General features: G+C 64.3%; 17 protein-coding genes and 1 riboswitch. Of the genes, 11 read left to right on the top strand and 6 right to left on the bottom strand.

Features of this window, described 5'->3' with window-relative positions:
- Position 1: 1 nt before the first annotated feature.
- Entirely contained in the window at positions 2-829 is an 828-nt protein-coding gene (locus tag ACFSUD_RS14885; RefSeq protein WP_386375289.1) for an alpha/beta fold hydrolase, read from the bottom strand.
- Entirely contained in the window at positions 829-1,515 is a 687-nt protein-coding gene (locus tag ACFSUD_RS14880) for a haloacid dehalogenase type II (RefSeq protein ID WP_386375288.1), read from the bottom strand. The genes ACFSUD_RS14885 and ACFSUD_RS14880 overlap by 1 nt, the downstream gene beginning before the upstream one ends.
- A gap of 183 nt (positions 1,516-1,698) precedes the next feature.
- Between ACFSUD_RS14880 and ACFSUD_RS14875 the strand changes: the two genes are divergently transcribed.
- Both ACFSUD_RS14875 and ACFSUD_RS14870 read left to right on the top strand, forming a co-directional pair.
- The gene (locus ACFSUD_RS14875; protein ID WP_386375287.1) at positions 1,699-2,127 is read left to right on the top strand and encodes an FKBP-type peptidyl-prolyl cis-trans isomerase; all 429 of its coding nucleotides are present in this window, start codon (positions 1,699-1,701) and stop codon (positions 2,125-2,127) included.
- Positions 2,128-2,298: 171 nt separating this feature from the next.
- Complete coding sequence (locus tag ACFSUD_RS14870) at positions 2,299-3,417, top strand: THUMP domain-containing class I SAM-dependent RNA methyltransferase (protein WP_386375286.1); 1,119 nt, start codon at positions 2,299-2,301, stop codon at positions 3,415-3,417.
- A 36-nt stretch (positions 3,418-3,453) separates the two neighbouring features.
- Here ACFSUD_RS14870 and ACFSUD_RS14865 read toward each other — a convergent pair whose 3' ends face one another.
- The 3 genes from ACFSUD_RS14865 to fabA all read right to left on the bottom strand — a co-directional run bounded on the left by ACFSUD_RS14865 (position 3,454) and on the right by fabA (position 6,060).
- Positions 3,454-4,245, bottom strand: coding sequence for an enoyl-ACP reductase FabI (locus ACFSUD_RS14865; RefSeq protein ID WP_386375285.1), 792 nt, complete (start codon positions 4,243-4,245; stop codon positions 3,454-3,456).
- Between the two features lie 7 nt (positions 4,246-4,252).
- Entirely contained in the window at positions 4,253-5,482 is a 1,230-nt protein-coding gene (gene fabB, locus ACFSUD_RS14860) for a beta-ketoacyl-ACP synthase I (protein ID WP_386375284.1), read from the bottom strand.
- A 68-nt stretch (positions 5,483-5,550) separates the two neighbouring features.
- Positions 5,551-6,060 (bottom strand): bifunctional 3-hydroxydecanoyl-ACP dehydratase/trans-2-decenoyl-ACP isomerase, encoded by a 510-nt coding sequence (gene fabA / locus ACFSUD_RS14855; protein ID WP_386375283.1) that lies wholly within the window; start codon positions 6,058-6,060, stop codon positions 5,551-5,553.
- Between the two features lie 275 nt (positions 6,061-6,335).
- On the opposite strand from fabA, the gene irrA reads away from it, so the two are divergent.
- Positions 6,336-6,758 carry an iron response transcriptional regulator IrrA gene (irrA, locus tag ACFSUD_RS14850; RefSeq protein ID WP_386375282.1) on the top strand — a complete coding sequence of 141 codons (423 nt, stop codon included), beginning with the start codon at positions 6,336-6,338 and terminating at the stop codon, positions 6,756-6,758.
- A gap of 38 nt (positions 6,759-6,796) precedes the next feature.
- Here irrA and ACFSUD_RS14845 read toward each other — a convergent pair whose 3' ends face one another.
- Complete coding sequence (locus ACFSUD_RS14845; protein ID WP_386375281.1) at positions 6,797-7,666, bottom strand: hypothetical protein; 870 nt, start codon at positions 7,664-7,666, stop codon at positions 6,797-6,799.
- 113 nt (positions 7,667-7,779) lie between these two features.
- Here ACFSUD_RS14845 and miaB point away from each other — a divergent pair, with 113 nt between their 5' ends.
- The 8 genes from miaB to metK all read left to right on the top strand — a co-directional run bounded on the left by miaB (position 7,780) and on the right by metK (position 15,593).
- On the top strand, positions 7,780-9,084 hold the full coding sequence (miaB, locus tag ACFSUD_RS14840) for a tRNA (N6-isopentenyl adenosine(37)-C2)-methylthiotransferase MiaB (RefSeq protein WP_386375280.1): 1,305 nt from the start codon (positions 7,780-7,782) through the stop codon (positions 9,082-9,084).
- Positions 9,085-9,293: 209 nt separating this feature from the next.
- Positions 9,294-9,869: an OmpA family protein gene (locus ACFSUD_RS14835; RefSeq protein WP_386375279.1), complete on the top strand. Its 576-nt coding sequence runs from the start codon at positions 9,294-9,296 to the stop codon at positions 9,867-9,869.
- Between the two features lie 15 nt (positions 9,870-9,884).
- On the top strand, positions 9,885-10,205 hold the full coding sequence (locus ACFSUD_RS14830; RefSeq protein ID WP_386375278.1) for a hypothetical protein: 321 nt from the start codon (positions 9,885-9,887) through the stop codon (positions 10,203-10,205).
- A 148-nt stretch (positions 10,206-10,353) separates the two neighbouring features.
- Positions 10,354-11,343 (top strand): PhoH family protein, encoded by a 990-nt coding sequence (locus ACFSUD_RS14825; RefSeq protein ID WP_386375332.1) that lies wholly within the window; start codon positions 10,354-10,356, stop codon positions 11,341-11,343.
- On the top strand, positions 11,343-11,927 hold the full coding sequence (gene ybeY, locus ACFSUD_RS14820; RefSeq protein ID WP_386375277.1) for an rRNA maturation RNase YbeY: 585 nt from the start codon (positions 11,343-11,345) through the stop codon (positions 11,925-11,927). Before ACFSUD_RS14825 ends, ybeY begins: the two co-directional genes overlap by 1 nt.
- 10 nt (positions 11,928-11,937) lie before the next feature.
- Positions 11,938-12,837, top strand: a complete 900-nt coding sequence (locus tag ACFSUD_RS14815) for a hemolysin family protein (RefSeq protein WP_386375276.1) — start codon at positions 11,938-11,940, stop codon at positions 12,835-12,837.
- Entirely contained in the window at positions 12,834-14,327 is a 1,494-nt protein-coding gene (lnt, locus tag ACFSUD_RS14810) for an apolipoprotein N-acyltransferase (RefSeq protein WP_386375275.1), read from the top strand. Before ACFSUD_RS14815 ends, lnt begins: the two co-directional genes overlap by 4 nt.
- A 30-nt stretch (positions 14,328-14,357) precedes the next feature.
- A riboswitch (SAM-SAH riboswitch) is annotated at positions 14,358-14,407 on the top strand.
- A gap of 4 nt (positions 14,408-14,411) precedes the next feature.
- Positions 14,412-15,593: a methionine adenosyltransferase gene (gene metK, locus ACFSUD_RS14805; protein WP_386375274.1), complete on the top strand. Its 1,182-nt coding sequence runs from the start codon at positions 14,412-14,414 to the stop codon at positions 15,591-15,593.
- Positions 15,594-15,620: the final 27 nt, after the last annotated feature.

Below are 15,620 nucleotides of genomic sequence, written 5' to 3'. Positions count from 1 at the left end.
TTCACGACGTCATCAACTCCACCCACTCCCGCAGCGCCGCAACGGCCTCGGGTTCATCCAGAAACGGCACGTGCCCGCGCCCCGGCACCTGCGCGACGATCATATCGGGGCGGCGGCGCTGCATCTCGGCCAGCGTCTCCGCACTCAGCAGGTCAGAATTGGCGCCTCGGATACAGGCCAGCGGCAGGCCCGCCAGCGCCTCGAAATACGGCCACAGATCCGGCGCCGCCTGTGCCCCGGCCGCCTCGACCGCATCGCGCAGATGCGGATCATAGGTGATGCGCAGCCCGTCATCGTCCTGCCGGAAATGCTTGACCGCCTCTTCGTGCCAGCGGCTTTCGGGGACCTCCTCGAATTCGGGAAACACTCGCGCGAGCGCGGCTGCGGCGGCGGCATGGGTCTTGGCCGCCGGGTTGCGTCCGAGATAGCCCATGATGAACTCGAGCCCGCGGGGTTCGATCACCGGGCCGATGTCATTGAACGCCACGCCAAGCAGCCGTCCGGGCGCCGCTTTGGCCAGCCCCATCGCATTTAGCCCGCCGCGCGAAGTGCCAAGGATCGCGACCCTGTCGAGTGACAAATGGTCCAGCAGCTCCAGCACATCGCGGCATTCCACCGGCAGGATGTAATTGCGCCAGTCAGGGTCGAAGTCCGAGCCTCCGCGTCCGCGATAATCTAGCTTGATCAGCCGGTTGCCCGCCAGATGCGGGGTCACATAGTCAAAATCCGCCCCATTGCGCGTCAGACCGGCAAGGCAGAGGATCGGCAGGCCCGCGCCCTCATCGGTAAAATTCAGCGACAATCCGTCAGAAGACTTGAACCGCGCCATCAGAGTCCCGCCAGTCCGGGAATGCCGGTGAGATCGCTCAGCACATGCGCCGGGCGCCAGGGCAGCCGGTCCACCGGCTCGCCCGCGCGGTTGACCCAGGCGGTGGTAAAACCATAGCCGCTGGCGGCGGCGGCGTCCCAGCCGTTGGAGGACACGAAAAGCACCTCGTCATGGCCACAGCCAAATCGGGCGCCGACGAGGTCATAGACCTTGGCATCGGGCTTGAACACGCCGACCGACTGCACCGACAGCACATCATCCAGCAGCGCCCCGATCTGCGCCGAATCAACCGCCCCGCGCAGCATCTCAGGAGAACCGTTCGACAGGATCGCAGTGTTCAACCCGGCCTCTTTCAGAGCTCCAAGCATTCGCGGCACCTCCGGATAGGCCTGCAACTCCCAATAGAGCGCCAGCAGCCGTTCGCGAAGGGCAGGGGCGCCGTCATGGCCGGTCTTCTCCAGCGCCCAGTCGAGCCCGTCCTGTGTCACCTGCCAGAAATCGTCATGCGCGCCGGTCACCGCGCGCAGCCAGGAATATTGCAATTGTTTCAGTCGCCAATGCTCCGCGATCTGCGGCCAATCATCCTTGATGGCGCTGAAATCCGGCTCGCTCGCGGCCTGCCGCGCGGCGGCGGCAACATCGAACAGGGTGCCATAGGCATCGAATACACAGGTTGTAACGGGCATGAAGGCTCCTCGCTGATCGCCTCCAGTCTGACATGGCGACGGGCGGCCGGAAAGACCGGAAATACCGCTCTGCAGGAGGCCGGGGTTTACACTTGCCGACACATTCGGCAGGTTACGCGCGAGCTGGAGCACCCGCGCAGATACGCGGCCTCCGCAATTTCCCCTACATCTCTGGAGTTCTCGATGGCCGAAGTCAAATCAGGCGATACCGTACACATTCATTATACCGGCACCTTAACCGATGGCAGCACCTTCGATTCCTCGCAAGGACGCGACCCGCTGGAATTCGTCGTCGGTTCGGGCCAGATCATCCCCGGTCTCGACACCGCGCTGCCGGGCATGAATGTCGGCGACAAGAAAACCGTCAACATCGACAGCGCCGAGGCCTATGGTCCGGTCAACCCGGAAATGCGCCAGGCCGTGCCGCGCGAAGGCATCCCGGCGGAGATCCCGCTGGAAATCGGCACCCAGCTGCAGATGCAGACCCCGGATGGCCAGGCGCTGCCGGTCACCGTTGTCGAGGTCGATGACGCCACCGTCACGCTCGACGCCAATCACCCGCTGGCGGGCAAGGATCTGCAGTTCGACATCGAACTGGTCAAGATCGCCTGAAGCGGCACGGGCGGCGACTCCCGCCCGGCTTCTTCTGACCGGAAATACCTCACGGGGGTCCGGGGGTGTGAAACCCCCGTGCCCTGCTCACCTGCCGCGAAAGCGCCGGTCTTGGGCCGCAACGCCAAGTTTCCCCTCGAAGCCATGCCGCAGACGCCCTATGCAGACGGCATGAACAACACATCCGAATTCGAGATCTTTCTGGTCTGCCCGCCCGGCCTTGAGCCGCTGCTTGCCGACGAGGCGCGGGAGAAGGGCTTTGCCGCGGTGCTGCCGCAGCCCGGCGGCGTCACGCTGCAGGGCGGCTGGCGGGAGGTCTGGCGTGCCAATCTCGAGCTGCGCGGTGCCACTCGGGTGCTGGCGCGGATCGGCTCCTTCATGGCCTTCCACCTCGCGCAGCTCGACAAGCGGGCCCGCAAGTTCCCCTGGGATCGGGTGCTGCGCCGCGATGTGCCGCTGCGGGTGCAGGTCACCTGCAAGAAATCGAAGATCTACCATGCCGGTGCCGCCAGCCAGCGCATCGAGACGGCGCTGCGCGAGACGCTCGGCGCGACGATTTCGCCCGAGGCCGAGCTGACGCTGAAAGTGCGAATCGACGACAATCAGGTGATGTTCAGCCTCGATACCTCCGGCGAGCCGCTGCACCGGCGCGGTCACAAGGAAGCCGTGGGCAAGGCGCCGATGCGCGAGAGCCTCGCGGCGCTGTTTCTGCGCCAATGTGGCTATGACGGGGCTGAAAGCGTGGTCGACCCGATGTGCGGCTCCGGCACTTTCCCCATCGAAGCGGCAGAGATCGCCGCCGGGCTGAACCCCGGCCGCTCGCGCAGCTTCGCTTTCGAGCAACTGGCCAGTTTCGACGCGAAAGCCTGGGAGGCGATGCTGAAGAGCCCTGCCGGAATGCCCGCGCCGGAGCAGTGTTTTTTCGGGTCGGACCGCGACGCCGGGGCCATCCGGATGAGCCGGGCCAATGCCGAACGCGCCGGGCTCGCGCACTATTGCCGGTTCGAAAATCACGCCGCCGACGAGCTGCAGCGTCCCGAGGGCGCGCCCGGTCTGGTGATCGTGAACCCGCCCTATGGCGGGCGGATCGGCAACAAGAAGCTGCTCTATCCGCTCTATGGCACGCTCGGTCAGACGTTGAAGGAGCGGTTCCGGGGCTGGCGTGTCGGCATCATCACCAGCGAGCCGCCGCTGGCCAAGGCCACGGGTCTGCCCTTCAAGGCGCAGGGCGCGCCGGTGGCGCATGGGGGGCTGAAGGTCTGGCTCTGGCAGACCGACCCGTTGCGGTGACGCAGGGTGGGTTGCACCCACCTTACGCAACTTTGCTCAGAGATGCTCGGCCTGTGGCATGCCCAGCACATGGAAACCGCCATCGACGCGGATCACTTCGCCCGTGGTGCAGGCACCTGCATCCGAGATAAGGTAGACCGCCGTGCCACCGACCGCCTCGAGCGTCGCGTTGGCACGCAGCGGGGCGTTCTGGTCGGTGTGCTTGTAGGTCTTGCGCGCCCCGCCGATCGCCGCCCCGGCAAGCGTCTTCATCGGGCCGGGAGAGATCGCGTTGACGCGGATGCCCTCGGGGCCGAGGTCATTGGCGAGGTAACGCGTGGCGCTTTCCAGCGCCGCCTTGGCGACCCCCATGACGTTGTAATTCGGCACCACGCGGTTGGAGCCCTGATAGCTCAGGGTGAGCAGCGTGCCGCCGTTCTCCACCATCAGCGGATGCGCGCGGCGTGCCACTTCGATGAAGGAATAGGCGGAAATGTCCATCGTGCGTTTGAAATTCTCACGCGAGGTATTGAGCAATCGCCCCGTGAGCTCGTTCTTGTCCGAATAGGCGATGGCATGGACCACGAAGTCGATGCTGGGCCAGCGCGCGCCGAGCTGCTCGAAGGCGGCGTCGAGCGAGGTATCGTCGGTGACGTCGACATCGACCATGAAATCGCTGCCGACGCTTTCGGCCAGCGGCTTCACCCGGTTGCCGAAGGCCTCGCCCTGATAGGTGAAGGCGAGCTCGGCCCCGGCCTCGGCCGATGCCTTGGCGATGCCCCAGGCGATGGAGCGTTCATTGGCGACACCCATGATGAGGCCGCGTTTGCCTTTGAGCAGATCAGTCATAGCGGCCTCAGCCTTTGTATCTGGACAGGATCATCGAGCCATTGGTGCCGCCGAACCCGAAGGAATTGGTCATCACCGAATCGAGCCCGGCGTCATCGACGCGTTCGAGCGCGATTTCGGACGGATCAAGCGCGGGGTCGAGTTCCTGTATGTTGATCGAAGGGGCGATGAAATCGTCCTGCAGCATCAGCAGGCAGAAGATCGTCTCCAATGCACCGGCGGCGCCCTGGGCATGGCCGGTCATCGACTTGGTCGAGCTCACCGGCGGGGTGCTGCCCTGGCCAAAGACCCGGCGCACCGCCTCGATCTCGCCGACATCTCCGACCGGGGTCGAGGTGCCATGGGCGTTGATATAGCTGACTTCGCGCCCTTCGGGCAGGGTTTCGAGCGCCAGCCGCATGGCCCGCTCGCCACCCTCACCGGAGGGTGCGACCATGTCATGACCGTCGGAGGTCGCGGCAAAGCCGGTAACCTCGGCATAGATCCGCGCTCCGCGCGCCAGCGCATGTTCGAGATCCTCGAGAACCACCATGCCGCCGCCGCCCGAGATCACGAATCCGTCGCGGCCCGCGTCAAAGGCGCGCGAGGCGGTCTCGGGCGCGTCGTTATACTTGCTGCTCATCGCGCCCATCGCGTCGAACAGGCAGGACAGCGTCCAGTCGAGCTCTTCGCCGCCACCGGCGAACATCACATCCTGTTTGCCCAGCATGATCTGCTCGGCGGCATTGCCGATGCAATGCAGCGAGGTCGAGCAGGCCGAAGTGATCGAATAATTGATGCCATTGATCTTAAAGGCGGTCGAGAGGTTGGCGCTGACGGTCGAAGACATCGCCTTGGGCACCGCGAAGGGACCGATGCGCTTGGTCGCGCCGGTCTTTTCCACGGTGTCATGCGCAACCTTGATCGCCGAGGTCGATGGCCCGCCGGAGCCCGCGACAAGGCCGGTGCGCGGGTTGCTGACCTGATCCGCATCAAGCCCGGCATCGGCGATCGCCTGATCCATGGCGATATAGGCATAGGCGGCACCCGGACCCATGAAGCGCAGGGTACGCTTGTCGATATGCTCGGAAGGGTCGATCTTGAGCGTGCCCGCGATCTGGCTGCGAAAGCCGTGTTCGATCATTTCCGGGCTGGCCTCGATCCCGCTCTTGCCCGCTTTCAGCGAGGCGAGGACCTCTTCGGCATTGTTTCCGATGGATGAGACGATGCCCAGTCCTGTAACGACGACGCGGCGCATGGCGCACTCCTGTTTTTGAAAATCGCGGCTCTGAGGTGAGGGGGGCGCCGGGGGCGGCGCAGCACCGCTCAGCTTTCGGACAGAGCCACTTTCATGTCCTTGACCTGATAAATCACTTCGCCATCCGCCTCTACGATCCCGTCGGCGACACCCATGGTCAGGCGGCGGGTCTGGATCGCCTTGGTGAAATCGATCTTGTAGGTCAGCATCTTGCGGTCCGGGCGCACCATGCCGGTGAGCTTGACCTCGCCCACACCCAGCGCATAGCCGCGCCCCTGCCAGCCGCGCCAGCCAAGGTTGAAACCGGTGAGCTGCCACAGCCCGTCAAGGCCGAGACAGCCGGGCATGATCGGGTTGCCGGGAAAGTGGCATTCAAAGAACCACAGGTCCGGGGTAATGTCGAATTCTGCGGTGATATGCCCCTTGCCATGCGCCCCGCCATCGGCGGAAACATCGGTGATGCGGTCCATCATCAGCATCGGCGGCGCGGGCAATTGTGCGTTTCCGGGGCCGAAAAGCTCCCCCCGGGCGCATTTCAGCAGACCCTCTTTGTCAAAGCTGGTGGGGTAATCGGCCATAAAAGCGCGTCTCCTTCGAGGGTCACATCAGATTGGGCTGATCTAGCAGAGGCTTTGGGGCTCCTGCAAGGGCGGGCGGCGGCAGGCTGGACCAAACCTTAGTGCATCGGCAATGAAAATGATGCTGGTTTCATCGGATTAGCCCGAAATGAGCCGACGATTGCCGGGCCGCCGGGCGGCGGTTTCGGGCGGCTTGCCGAGCGCGAGGCAGATTTTCAATTGAAAACCGGCGTTTTCAGTCCTTATATACACAGTGAATTCGCAATGAGGCGGTGATGACCGACGCACAGCAACGCACCGGAACCGAATGGCTGGCCCGTGCCGGGTTGCGCCCGACGCGCCAGCGCGTCACCTTGGCGACCCTGCTGGTCGGCGACGGGCAGGACCGTCACGTCACGGCCGAGAGCCTGTTCGAGGCGGCCAAGGGGCAGGGCGAGGCCGTGTCGCTGGCCACGGTCTACAACACCTTGCGGGCCTTTTGCGATGCCGGGCTGCTTCAGGAGGTGACGGTGGACGGGTCGAAAAGCTATTTCGACACCAACACCCATGACCATCCGCATTTCTTCTGGGAAGACGAGGACCGGCTGAGCGATGCGCCCAGCGAGGAGCTGGTGATCGCGCGATTGCCCGACGCGCCCGAGGGGGCCGAGATTGCCAGTGTCGATGTCGTGATCCGCCTGCGCCGCAAATCCCGCTGACCCGCGCGCGGGCGTGTGTCCGCCTTAGAAGGCGTCGCTCAGAACCATTGCCCCGGCTCCATCAACCCCAGATCCAGCAATTGCCGCGAATGCCATTCGAACGGTGCTGAATTGTGCCACGTGAAACTTTCGATCTGATCGCTGCTTCCGGGATTGCGTTTCAGCGCCTTGGCGGTGCGGAAGGAACAGATCGCGGCAGTGATGTTGTGATGCCAGGGACAGGCGAAGGTGTTGTATTCCTCATCGTTGAACGTGTGATCGGCCCGCAGGCGCAGCCCGGGCTTGGCGCGAAACAGCGCGATGCGGTCGATCTTGCGCCGGGCGGGCGGCACATGCTCTTCATAACGCCAGCGCAATCCGCCGAAGAAATCGAGCTGACGGTCCTTGGGGCCGCCGTCTTGCGCCGGATCGATGCGCGCCAGCGCGTAATAGCCTGACCGGTCGAGATAGGCGCTGTCGAGCGAAACCGCATCGGGATGTCGGGCGAGGTCATCGGCATAGAGATCGACCACATAGGTAATCATCGCATCGCGGCGCTCTTCGCTGTGAAAGTCGAGCAGTTCCACAATGTTGCGGCTTTCGCAGAAGGGGTGGAACAGGTATTCCGCGTTGAAACAGTAATGCAGCCAAACTCCTGGGGCCGCCTCGATCAGTCGGTTCACCGCCGTTTCGACCGCCTGTTCGGCAGTGGCGTCGTAATCGATACGCAGCACGCTTTCCTGCAGATCGCGCGACAGGGGGAAGTCCGGTGGCATCAACGCCAGTACAGCGCGGAAACCGGCCTGTTGCAGGTGCCGCAGGGTCGTGTCGATCTCCACGTCATCCTCCACGAACACGATCGCGAGCGGCCCGGCGGCAAGCCGCGCGCCTGCTCCCCTGATGAGATGGTTAAGATTGCTGAACTGCATGTATCCTCGTCTGGCCTGGTCTGACGCAGACTTGGCCAATTCCCGCAGCATTGCAAGACGGGCGCGGCGCTGCTAGAGGACGGACCTGCCCCCATCATCCCCGGATTTCCGCCATGACCGCTCCGAAGAAGCTTTTCATCAAGACCTACGGTTGCCAGATGAACGTCTATGACAGCGAACGCATGGTCGAGGCGCTCGGCGAGCAGGGCTATGTCGAGACCAAGACGGCGGAAGACGCCGACATGATCCTGCTCAATACCTGCCACATCCGCGAGAAGGCGGCGGAGAAGGTCTATTCCGAGCTGGGCCGCCTGAAGCCGCTGAAGGCGCTGAACCCGAATCTGAAGATCGGTGTGGCGGGCTGCGTTGCGCAGGCCGAGGGCGAGGAGATCATGCGCCGACAGCCCGCGGTCGATCTGGTGGTCGGGCCGCAATCCTATCACCGGCTGCCGCAGATGGAGGCGAAGACGCGGGAGGGGAGCAAGGCGCTCGACACCGATTTTCCCGAAGAGGACAAGTTTGAACATCTGAAGTCGCGCCCCAAGGCGAAGCGCGCTCCGGCGGCGTTTCTGACCGTGCAGGAAGGGTGCGACAAGTTCTGCGCCTTCTGCGTGGTGCCGTATACCCGTGGCGCAGAGGTCAGCCGCCCGGCCGCGCAATTGCTGGACGAGGCGCGCAACCTGGTCGGGCGCGGGGTGCGCGAGCTGACGCTGTTGGGTCAGAACGTCAACGCTTACCATGGTGGCATGACTTTGGCGGCGTTGATCCGGGAGCTGGCCAAGATCGACGGGCTGGAGCGGATTCGTTACACCACCAGCCATCCCAACGACATGGGCGATGACCTGATCGCCGCGCATGGCGAGATCGAGAAGCTGATGCCCTATCTGCATCTGCCGGTTCAATCGGGCTCGGATCACATCCTCAAGCGGATGAATCGCAGCCATACCGCCGAGAGCTATCTGCGTCTGATCGAGAAGATCCGCGCCGCGCGACCCGATATCGTGATGTCGGGCGATTTCATCGTCGGTTTCCCTGAAGAGAGCGACGCCGATTTCGAAGCCACGATGGAGCTGGTCCGGCAGGTGCGCTACGGCTATGCCTATTCGTTCAAATACTCGACCCGCCCCGGCACCCCGGCAGCGGAACGCGCCCAAGTCGATCCGGCGGTCGCCGATGCGCGGCTGCAGCGGTTGCAGGGCCTTATTTTCGAGCAGCAGCAAGAGATCCAGCAGGGCATGGTCGGGCGCGAGCTGTCGGTGCTGGTGGAAAAGCCCGGTCGCAATCCGGGGCAGATGGTGGGCAAGTCGGAATATCTGCACGCGGTGCATATCGACGAGGCTAATGCCGCGATCGGCGACATCGCCAGGGTGGGAATCGTCGGCGCGCAGCGCAATTCGCTGACCGCCCGGGAAATCTGACCTGGTGCTCTTGCGCAGCTGAAACGCGGCACTGTTGCGATTGGTCTGACAGTCCACGCCAATCCTGGGGATTTGTTCTTATCGAACCACAATATATGGGATTTGGCGCTTTAAACGGCGGTTCGCTTGCCTTATTCTGACCGCAATCTTTCAAAACCCCGGCAAAAATGTGCCGGGGCGTAGCTTTGGTAAGTGGTGAGGTGAATATGGTGCTGGTGACGATTTCCAGTGTGATGCGCCGGGTGGCGGTTCCGGCGGCGGTCGTGTCTCTCGGTCTGCAGGTCGGGGCGGCGGACGCGCAGGCTTCCTCGCAGCAGGGCCGTGACGACGGTGTCTATGTCCCGGCGATCTGGGTCGATCCGGACGGCTGTGAGCACTGGGTGATGGACGACGGCGCGGAAGGCTATATGTCGCCGCATCTCACGCGGGAGGGCCTCCCGGTCTGTCGTCGCGGCAATATCTGCGGCGTCATGGAGACCGACCAGTTCTTCGCAACAGACAGCTATCGGATCAGCGCGCGCGGCAAGGCGCGGCTGGCGCAATTCTTCAAATCCACCACGGCGGTATCCTATATCGTCACCGGCCATACTGACAGCCGTGCCTCGGATGCCTATAACATGCGCCTGTCGCTGAACCGCGCCAATGCGGTGGCCCGCGTCGCGCAGGCCCACGGGGCCCGGATCGCGGATGTGCGCGGCTATGGCGAGCGTATGCCCGCCGCCCCCAACACAACCGCCGCTGACATGGCCAAGAACCGCCGCGTCGAAATCATCTGCATTCGCTGAGGGAAGGTCCGAGGGATGAACGGTAAACTGATTCTGATCACCGCCTGCGCTGCCGCCCTGTCGGCCTGCGTGGATTACGAAGCCGGGCCGGGCCGCGGCCATGGACCGGACAAGACCCATGACCGGGGTCTCGGGATGAAACATCTGAGCCAGTTGCAGGCCGGGATCTGGGTCGATCCCAATGGCTGTGATCACTGGATCATTGATGACGGGGTCGAGGGCTATCTCTCGGCGCGGCTCGACAGATTCGGCAAGCCGGTCTGCTCGGGCATCGCACCGCCAAACCACACGGTGGGCGATTTCAAACGCGGCTCCGACGTGTCGGATCCGAACTGACCTTGCGGCCCGTTTGCCACTTTTTTCGCCGGAGCGTTTGGCGCTCCGGCCTTTTTGCGTTTCAGGGGGCTGCGGCCGGGCCATGCTGCCCCTATATTGAGATTCTGAAATGCTTTAACAGGAGCAGGCATTGCATCCAAACGAGCTCATGACCCCGCCCTCCACCGCCAGCGAGCATGCGGTGGAATTTCCCGACAACCGGCTGCTGATCGATCTGTGCGGTGCCTATGATGCGCATCTGGCATTGATCGAAAAAGCCTTCGAGGTGCAGATCCTGCGGCGCGGCAATCATCTGTCCATCCATGGTGAGCCGGAGGCGATCGGCCAGGCCGAACAGGTGCTGAACGCGCTCTATGCCCGGCTCGAGGGCGGCCGTTCAGTCGAGACCGCCGATGTTGAGAGCCTGCTGAGGATGGGCAATTCGGAGGCCGATACCGGCGTGCGCGACGGCGATCAGCTGGAAATGCAGATCGCCGGGGGCATCGAGATCCAGACCCGCAAGAAACGCGTCGAACCGCGTACCGCCGCGCAGAAGGCTTATGTGCAGTCGCTGTTCGACAACGAGCTTGCCTTCGGCATCGGCCCGGCCGGTACGGGCAAGACCTATCTCGCCGTCGCGGTGGGCGTGTCGATGTTCATTACCGGACACGTGGACAAGATCATTCTCAGCCGCCCGGCGGTCGAGGCGGGGGAGAAGCTCGGCTATCTGCCCGGGGACATGAAGGACAAGGTCGATCCCTACATGCAGCCGCTCTATGACGCGCTGAACGATTTCCTGCCGGGCAAGCAGCTCGCCAAGTTGCTGGAGGAGAAGCGCATCGAGATCGCACCGCTGGCCTTCATGCGCGGTCGGACTCTGTCGAACGCCTTCGTCGTGCTGGACGAGGCGCAGAATGCCACGTCGATGCAGATGAAGATGTTCCTGACCCGTCTGGGCCAGGGGTCGCGCATGGTGATCACCGGCGACCGTACCCAGGTCGACCTGCCGCGCGGCACCGCCTCCGGTCTGGCCGATGCCGAGCGGCTGTTGAAGACGATCCCGAAGATCGGCTTCAATTACTTCACCTCCAAGGACGTGGTGCGCCATCCGCTGGTCGCGGCAATCATCGAAGCCTATGAAGCGGACGATGCGGCTTGATGTCGCAGTCTCCGCCATCGGTGCTTCCGCGGGACGAGGCGGTCACCGCGCTTGAGGCGCTGGAGCTGGTGATCGCGGATGACCGCTGGGCCGCGCTCGCGCTGGAACCGCTGGTGCAGCGCGCGGCCACGGCTGTTTTGGCGCGGTTCGGACTTGATCCGGCACTTGCCGAGGTCTCGATCCTGGCGTGCGATGACGCGCATATCGCCCGGCTCAACGGCGAATTCCGCGACAAGCCCCGCCCCACCAACGTGTTGAGCTGGCCCGCCGAGGAACGCGGTGCAGAGCAACCCGGCGATACGCCCGCGCAGATCGAACCCGGCTTTGACGGGATGATCGAACTCGGCGATATCGCGCTGGCCTATGAGACCTGCGCCGCCGAAGCCGAGGCGGCGAGCAAGCCATTTGCCGATCATGTGACCCATCTGACAGTGCACGGTCTGCTGCATCTGCTTGGATACGACCATCAGAACGAGGCGGATGCGCGCCTGATGGAGGGGCTTGAGGTGGAAATACTTGGCAATCTGGGTCTCGATGACCCATATAGGGATATTGAGGCGGGTCCGACCCGCTGCAACGATTAGACAGGACCCAATGGGCGACACAGACGGATCATCTGACGCGGCGCAGCGCGCGCTGTCGGATATCGACACGGACAACAATGATGCAGGCCAGGCGCGCGGCGGTGGATTTTTCTCCCGCATGTTCGACGCGCTGACTCCCTCGGAAACGGATTCGCACGAGATCCGGGAGCCCGCCCCCGACCGCTATGCCAGCCCGCCCGGCATGATCAACCTGCGCCGCATGCGGGTCGATGACGTGGCGGTGCCGAAGGCTGACATCACCGCCGTGCCGGTGAGCTACGGGCTCGACGAGCTCGTACAGGTTTTCAAGGAAAGTGGCATGACCCGGCTGCCGGTCTATGACGGCACGCTCGACACGCCGATCGGCATGGCCCATCTCAAGGATCTGGCGCTGAATTACGGCTTCAACGGCCATTCCGATGATTTCGACTTGCGCGCGCTGTTGCGGCCGCTGCTCTTCGTGCCGCCGAGCATGACGATCGGCGTGCTGCTGACCAAGATGCAGGCGGAGCGGCGCCATATGGCGCTGGTGATCGATGAATATGGCGGCGTGGACGGTCTGGTGACCATCGAGGATCTGATCGAACAGGTGATCGGCGAGATCGAGGACGAACACGACGTCGATGAAGGCAAATACTGGACCGTCGAGAAGCCGGGCAGCTATCTGGCGCTGGCCAAGACGCCGCTGGAGGATTTCGAGGCGGAGATCGGGTATTCGCTGACCGATCATGACCGCGTCGATGAGGAGGAGATCGACACGCTCGGCGGGCTGGTCTTCATGCTGTCGGGCCGGGTGCCGACCCGGGGCGAGGTGGTGCTGCATCCCGATGGGCCCGAATTCGAGGTGATCGACGCCGATCCGCGCCGGATCAAGCGGCTGCGGGTGCGTCTGCAGGGTTCGCACGGGTGATTTCGGGAAACGGCGCGATCTGGCGCTTCGGCGCCCCCTTCGGCTTGGGCGTGATCGCGGCGCTGGGGCAGGCGCCCTATGATCTGCCGCTGCTCATGCTGGCGGCGATGGTGTTGGTTATACGGCTCTTCGCGACGCGCGGGACGCCGTGGCAGGCGGCGTTGCTGGGTTGGCTCTTCGGGGCGGGATATTTTATTCATGCGCTGCGCTGGATCGTCTCGCCCTTCCTGGTCGACGTTGAGCGGCATGGCTGGATGGCGCCTTTCGCGCTGGTATTGCTGGGCGCGGGCATGGCGCTGTTCTGGGGGCTGGCATTTTGGGCCGCGCGCAGGCTGTCGCCGCGCGGCTGGGGGCTGATCTTGTGCTGGCCTGCCGTCGAATTGCTGCGGGCCTATATCTTCACCGGTTTTCCCTGGGCGCTGCCATCGCAGGCGCTGGTCGATGTGATGGCCGGGCAGGCGCTGGCCTGGGTCGGGCCCTATGGTCTGACGCTCTGGCTCGTGGCGCTGGCGGTGTTGCTCGGAATGCGCGCGCATGGCCGCAAGGCGCTTGTCGCTACGCAGATAGTCGCGGGGCTGGCTGGCGCGGCGCTGCTCCTGTTGCCGGTGCAGGCGCCGCCCGCGCCGCTGGGCGAGCGGGTGATCCGGCTGGTGCAGCCCAATGCGGCGCAGCGCGACAAGTGGGCGCCGGAGATGATCCCGGTTTTCTTTCGCCGTCAACTCGATTTCACCGCCGCAGCGCCGGAACGGGGGGGGGCGCCCGATCTGGTGATCTGGTCGGAGACCGCGATCCCCTGGCCGCTCGACCTGGCCGAACCGGCCCTGACGCAGATCGCCACCGCGGCGCGCGGCACGCCGGTGATGCTGGGCGTGCAACGCCGCGGCGCCACCCGGTTCTACAATTCCCTGGTGGTGCTCGACGGGGAGGGGGCGGTGGCGCAAAGCTACGACAAGCACCATCTCGTGCCGTTCGGCGAATATGTCCCCTTCGGTGATCTGCTCGGTCAATTCGGAATCCACGGTCTCGCGGCGCAGGCGGGCAATGGATACTCGTCGGGTCCCGGGGCGATGCTGCTCGATCTGCGCGGTATCGGTCCGGCGCTGCCGCTGATCTGCTACGAGGCCGTGTTCGCCCATGATGTCAACGCCGCGCCGACCCGTCCCGCGCTGCTGATCCAGCTCACCAACGATGCCTGGTTCGGCAAGAACGCCGGACCGCTCCAGCATCTCGCGCAGGCGCGGATGCGCGCCATCGAACAGGGGCTGCCGCTGGCACGGGCCGCCAATACCGGGGTTTCGGCAATGATCGACCCGCAGGGCCGGATCCGGGCGATGCTGCCGCTCAACGAGGCCGGGTTCCTCGATGCGCGGCTGCCGCTGCCCGGCGCGCCGACACTCTACAGCCGCAGCGGGGATTTGCCGCTGGCCCTGCTGTTGCTGGCAGGACTCGGCGTCGCGGCGCTGCGCGCGCGGCGCCGATTTGGCGATTGACGCGACCCGGCGGTCTGTTAAGCCTTCTCCATCCCGCCACAACGGCTTCCTGACGTGGCGGATGTATTCATATTGGAGCACGACATGTCCCGCCAGAATTATATCTTTACTTCGGAATCCGTTTCCGAAGGCCACCCTGACAAGGTCTGCGATCGCATTTCCGATGCGGTGCTCGACGCGTTTCTGAGCGAGGAACCCGAGGCGCGGGTTGCGGCGGAAACTTTTGCCACCACGAACCGCGTGGTCATCGGGGGTGAGGTCGGGCTGTCCGACAAGACCAAGCTGGGAGAATACCTCGAAAAAATCGAGGACATCGCCCGCGCCTGTATCAAGGATATCGGCTATGAACAGGCCGAGTTTCACCACGAGACCTGTGAAATCACCAATCTGCTGCATCCGCAATCGGCGCATATCGCGCAGGGTGTCGATGCGGGCGAGGGCAAGGACGAGGGCGCCGGCGATCAGGGCATCATGTTCGGTTTTGCCACGGACGAAACGCCTGAGCTGATGCCCGCGCCGATCCATTACGCCCATGCAATCCTGCGCCGCCTTGCCGAAGTGCGCAAGGATGGCAGCGAGCCGAGCCTGCGCCCGGATGCCAAGAGCCAGTTGTCGGTGCGCTACGAGGGCGGTCGCCCGGTCGGGGTGAGCTCGATTGTGCTTTCGACCCAGCATGCCGATGCCAGCCAGAGCAGTGCCGACATCCGCCATATCGTTGAACCCTATATTCGCGAGGTGCTGCCCGAGGGCTGGATCGATGCGGAAACGGTCTGGCATGTGAACCCCACCGGGACCTTCGTGATCGGCGGACCGGACGGCGATGCCGGGCTGACCGGGCGCAAGATCATCGTGGACACCTATGGCGGCGCGGCCCCGCATGGCGGCGGCGCGTTTTCCGGCAAGGACCCTACCAAGGTGGACCGGTCGGCGGCCTATGCCGCGCGCTACCTTGCCAAGAACGTCGTCTCGGCCGGTCTGGCGCGAAAATGCACCATCCAGCTGTCATATGCGATCGGGGTGAGCGAGCCTTTGTCGATCTATTGCGACACCCATAACAGCGGCGAGGTCGATGACGCGGCGATCGAGTTGGCGATCCGCGAGGTAATGAGCCTGACGCCGCGCGGCATCCGCGAGCATCTGCAGCTCAACCGCCCGATCTACCAGCGCACTGCCGCCTATGGCCATTTCGGCCGCGCGCCGGAGGCCGATGGGGGGTTCTCCTGGGAACGGGTCGATCTGGCCGAGAAGCTCACGGCCGCGCTCTGAGCACATCAGCCGCGCCCCGCCCAGGTC

Source organism: Sulfitobacter aestuarii, from assembly GCF_042685005.1.
GTDB classification, from domain to species: domain Bacteria; phylum Pseudomonadota; class Alphaproteobacteria; order Rhodobacterales; family Rhodobacteraceae; genus Sulfitobacter; species Sulfitobacter aestuarii.
Note: the sequence above shows the minus strand (reverse complement) of the source record. Positions and strands in the feature narration are given on the sequence as shown.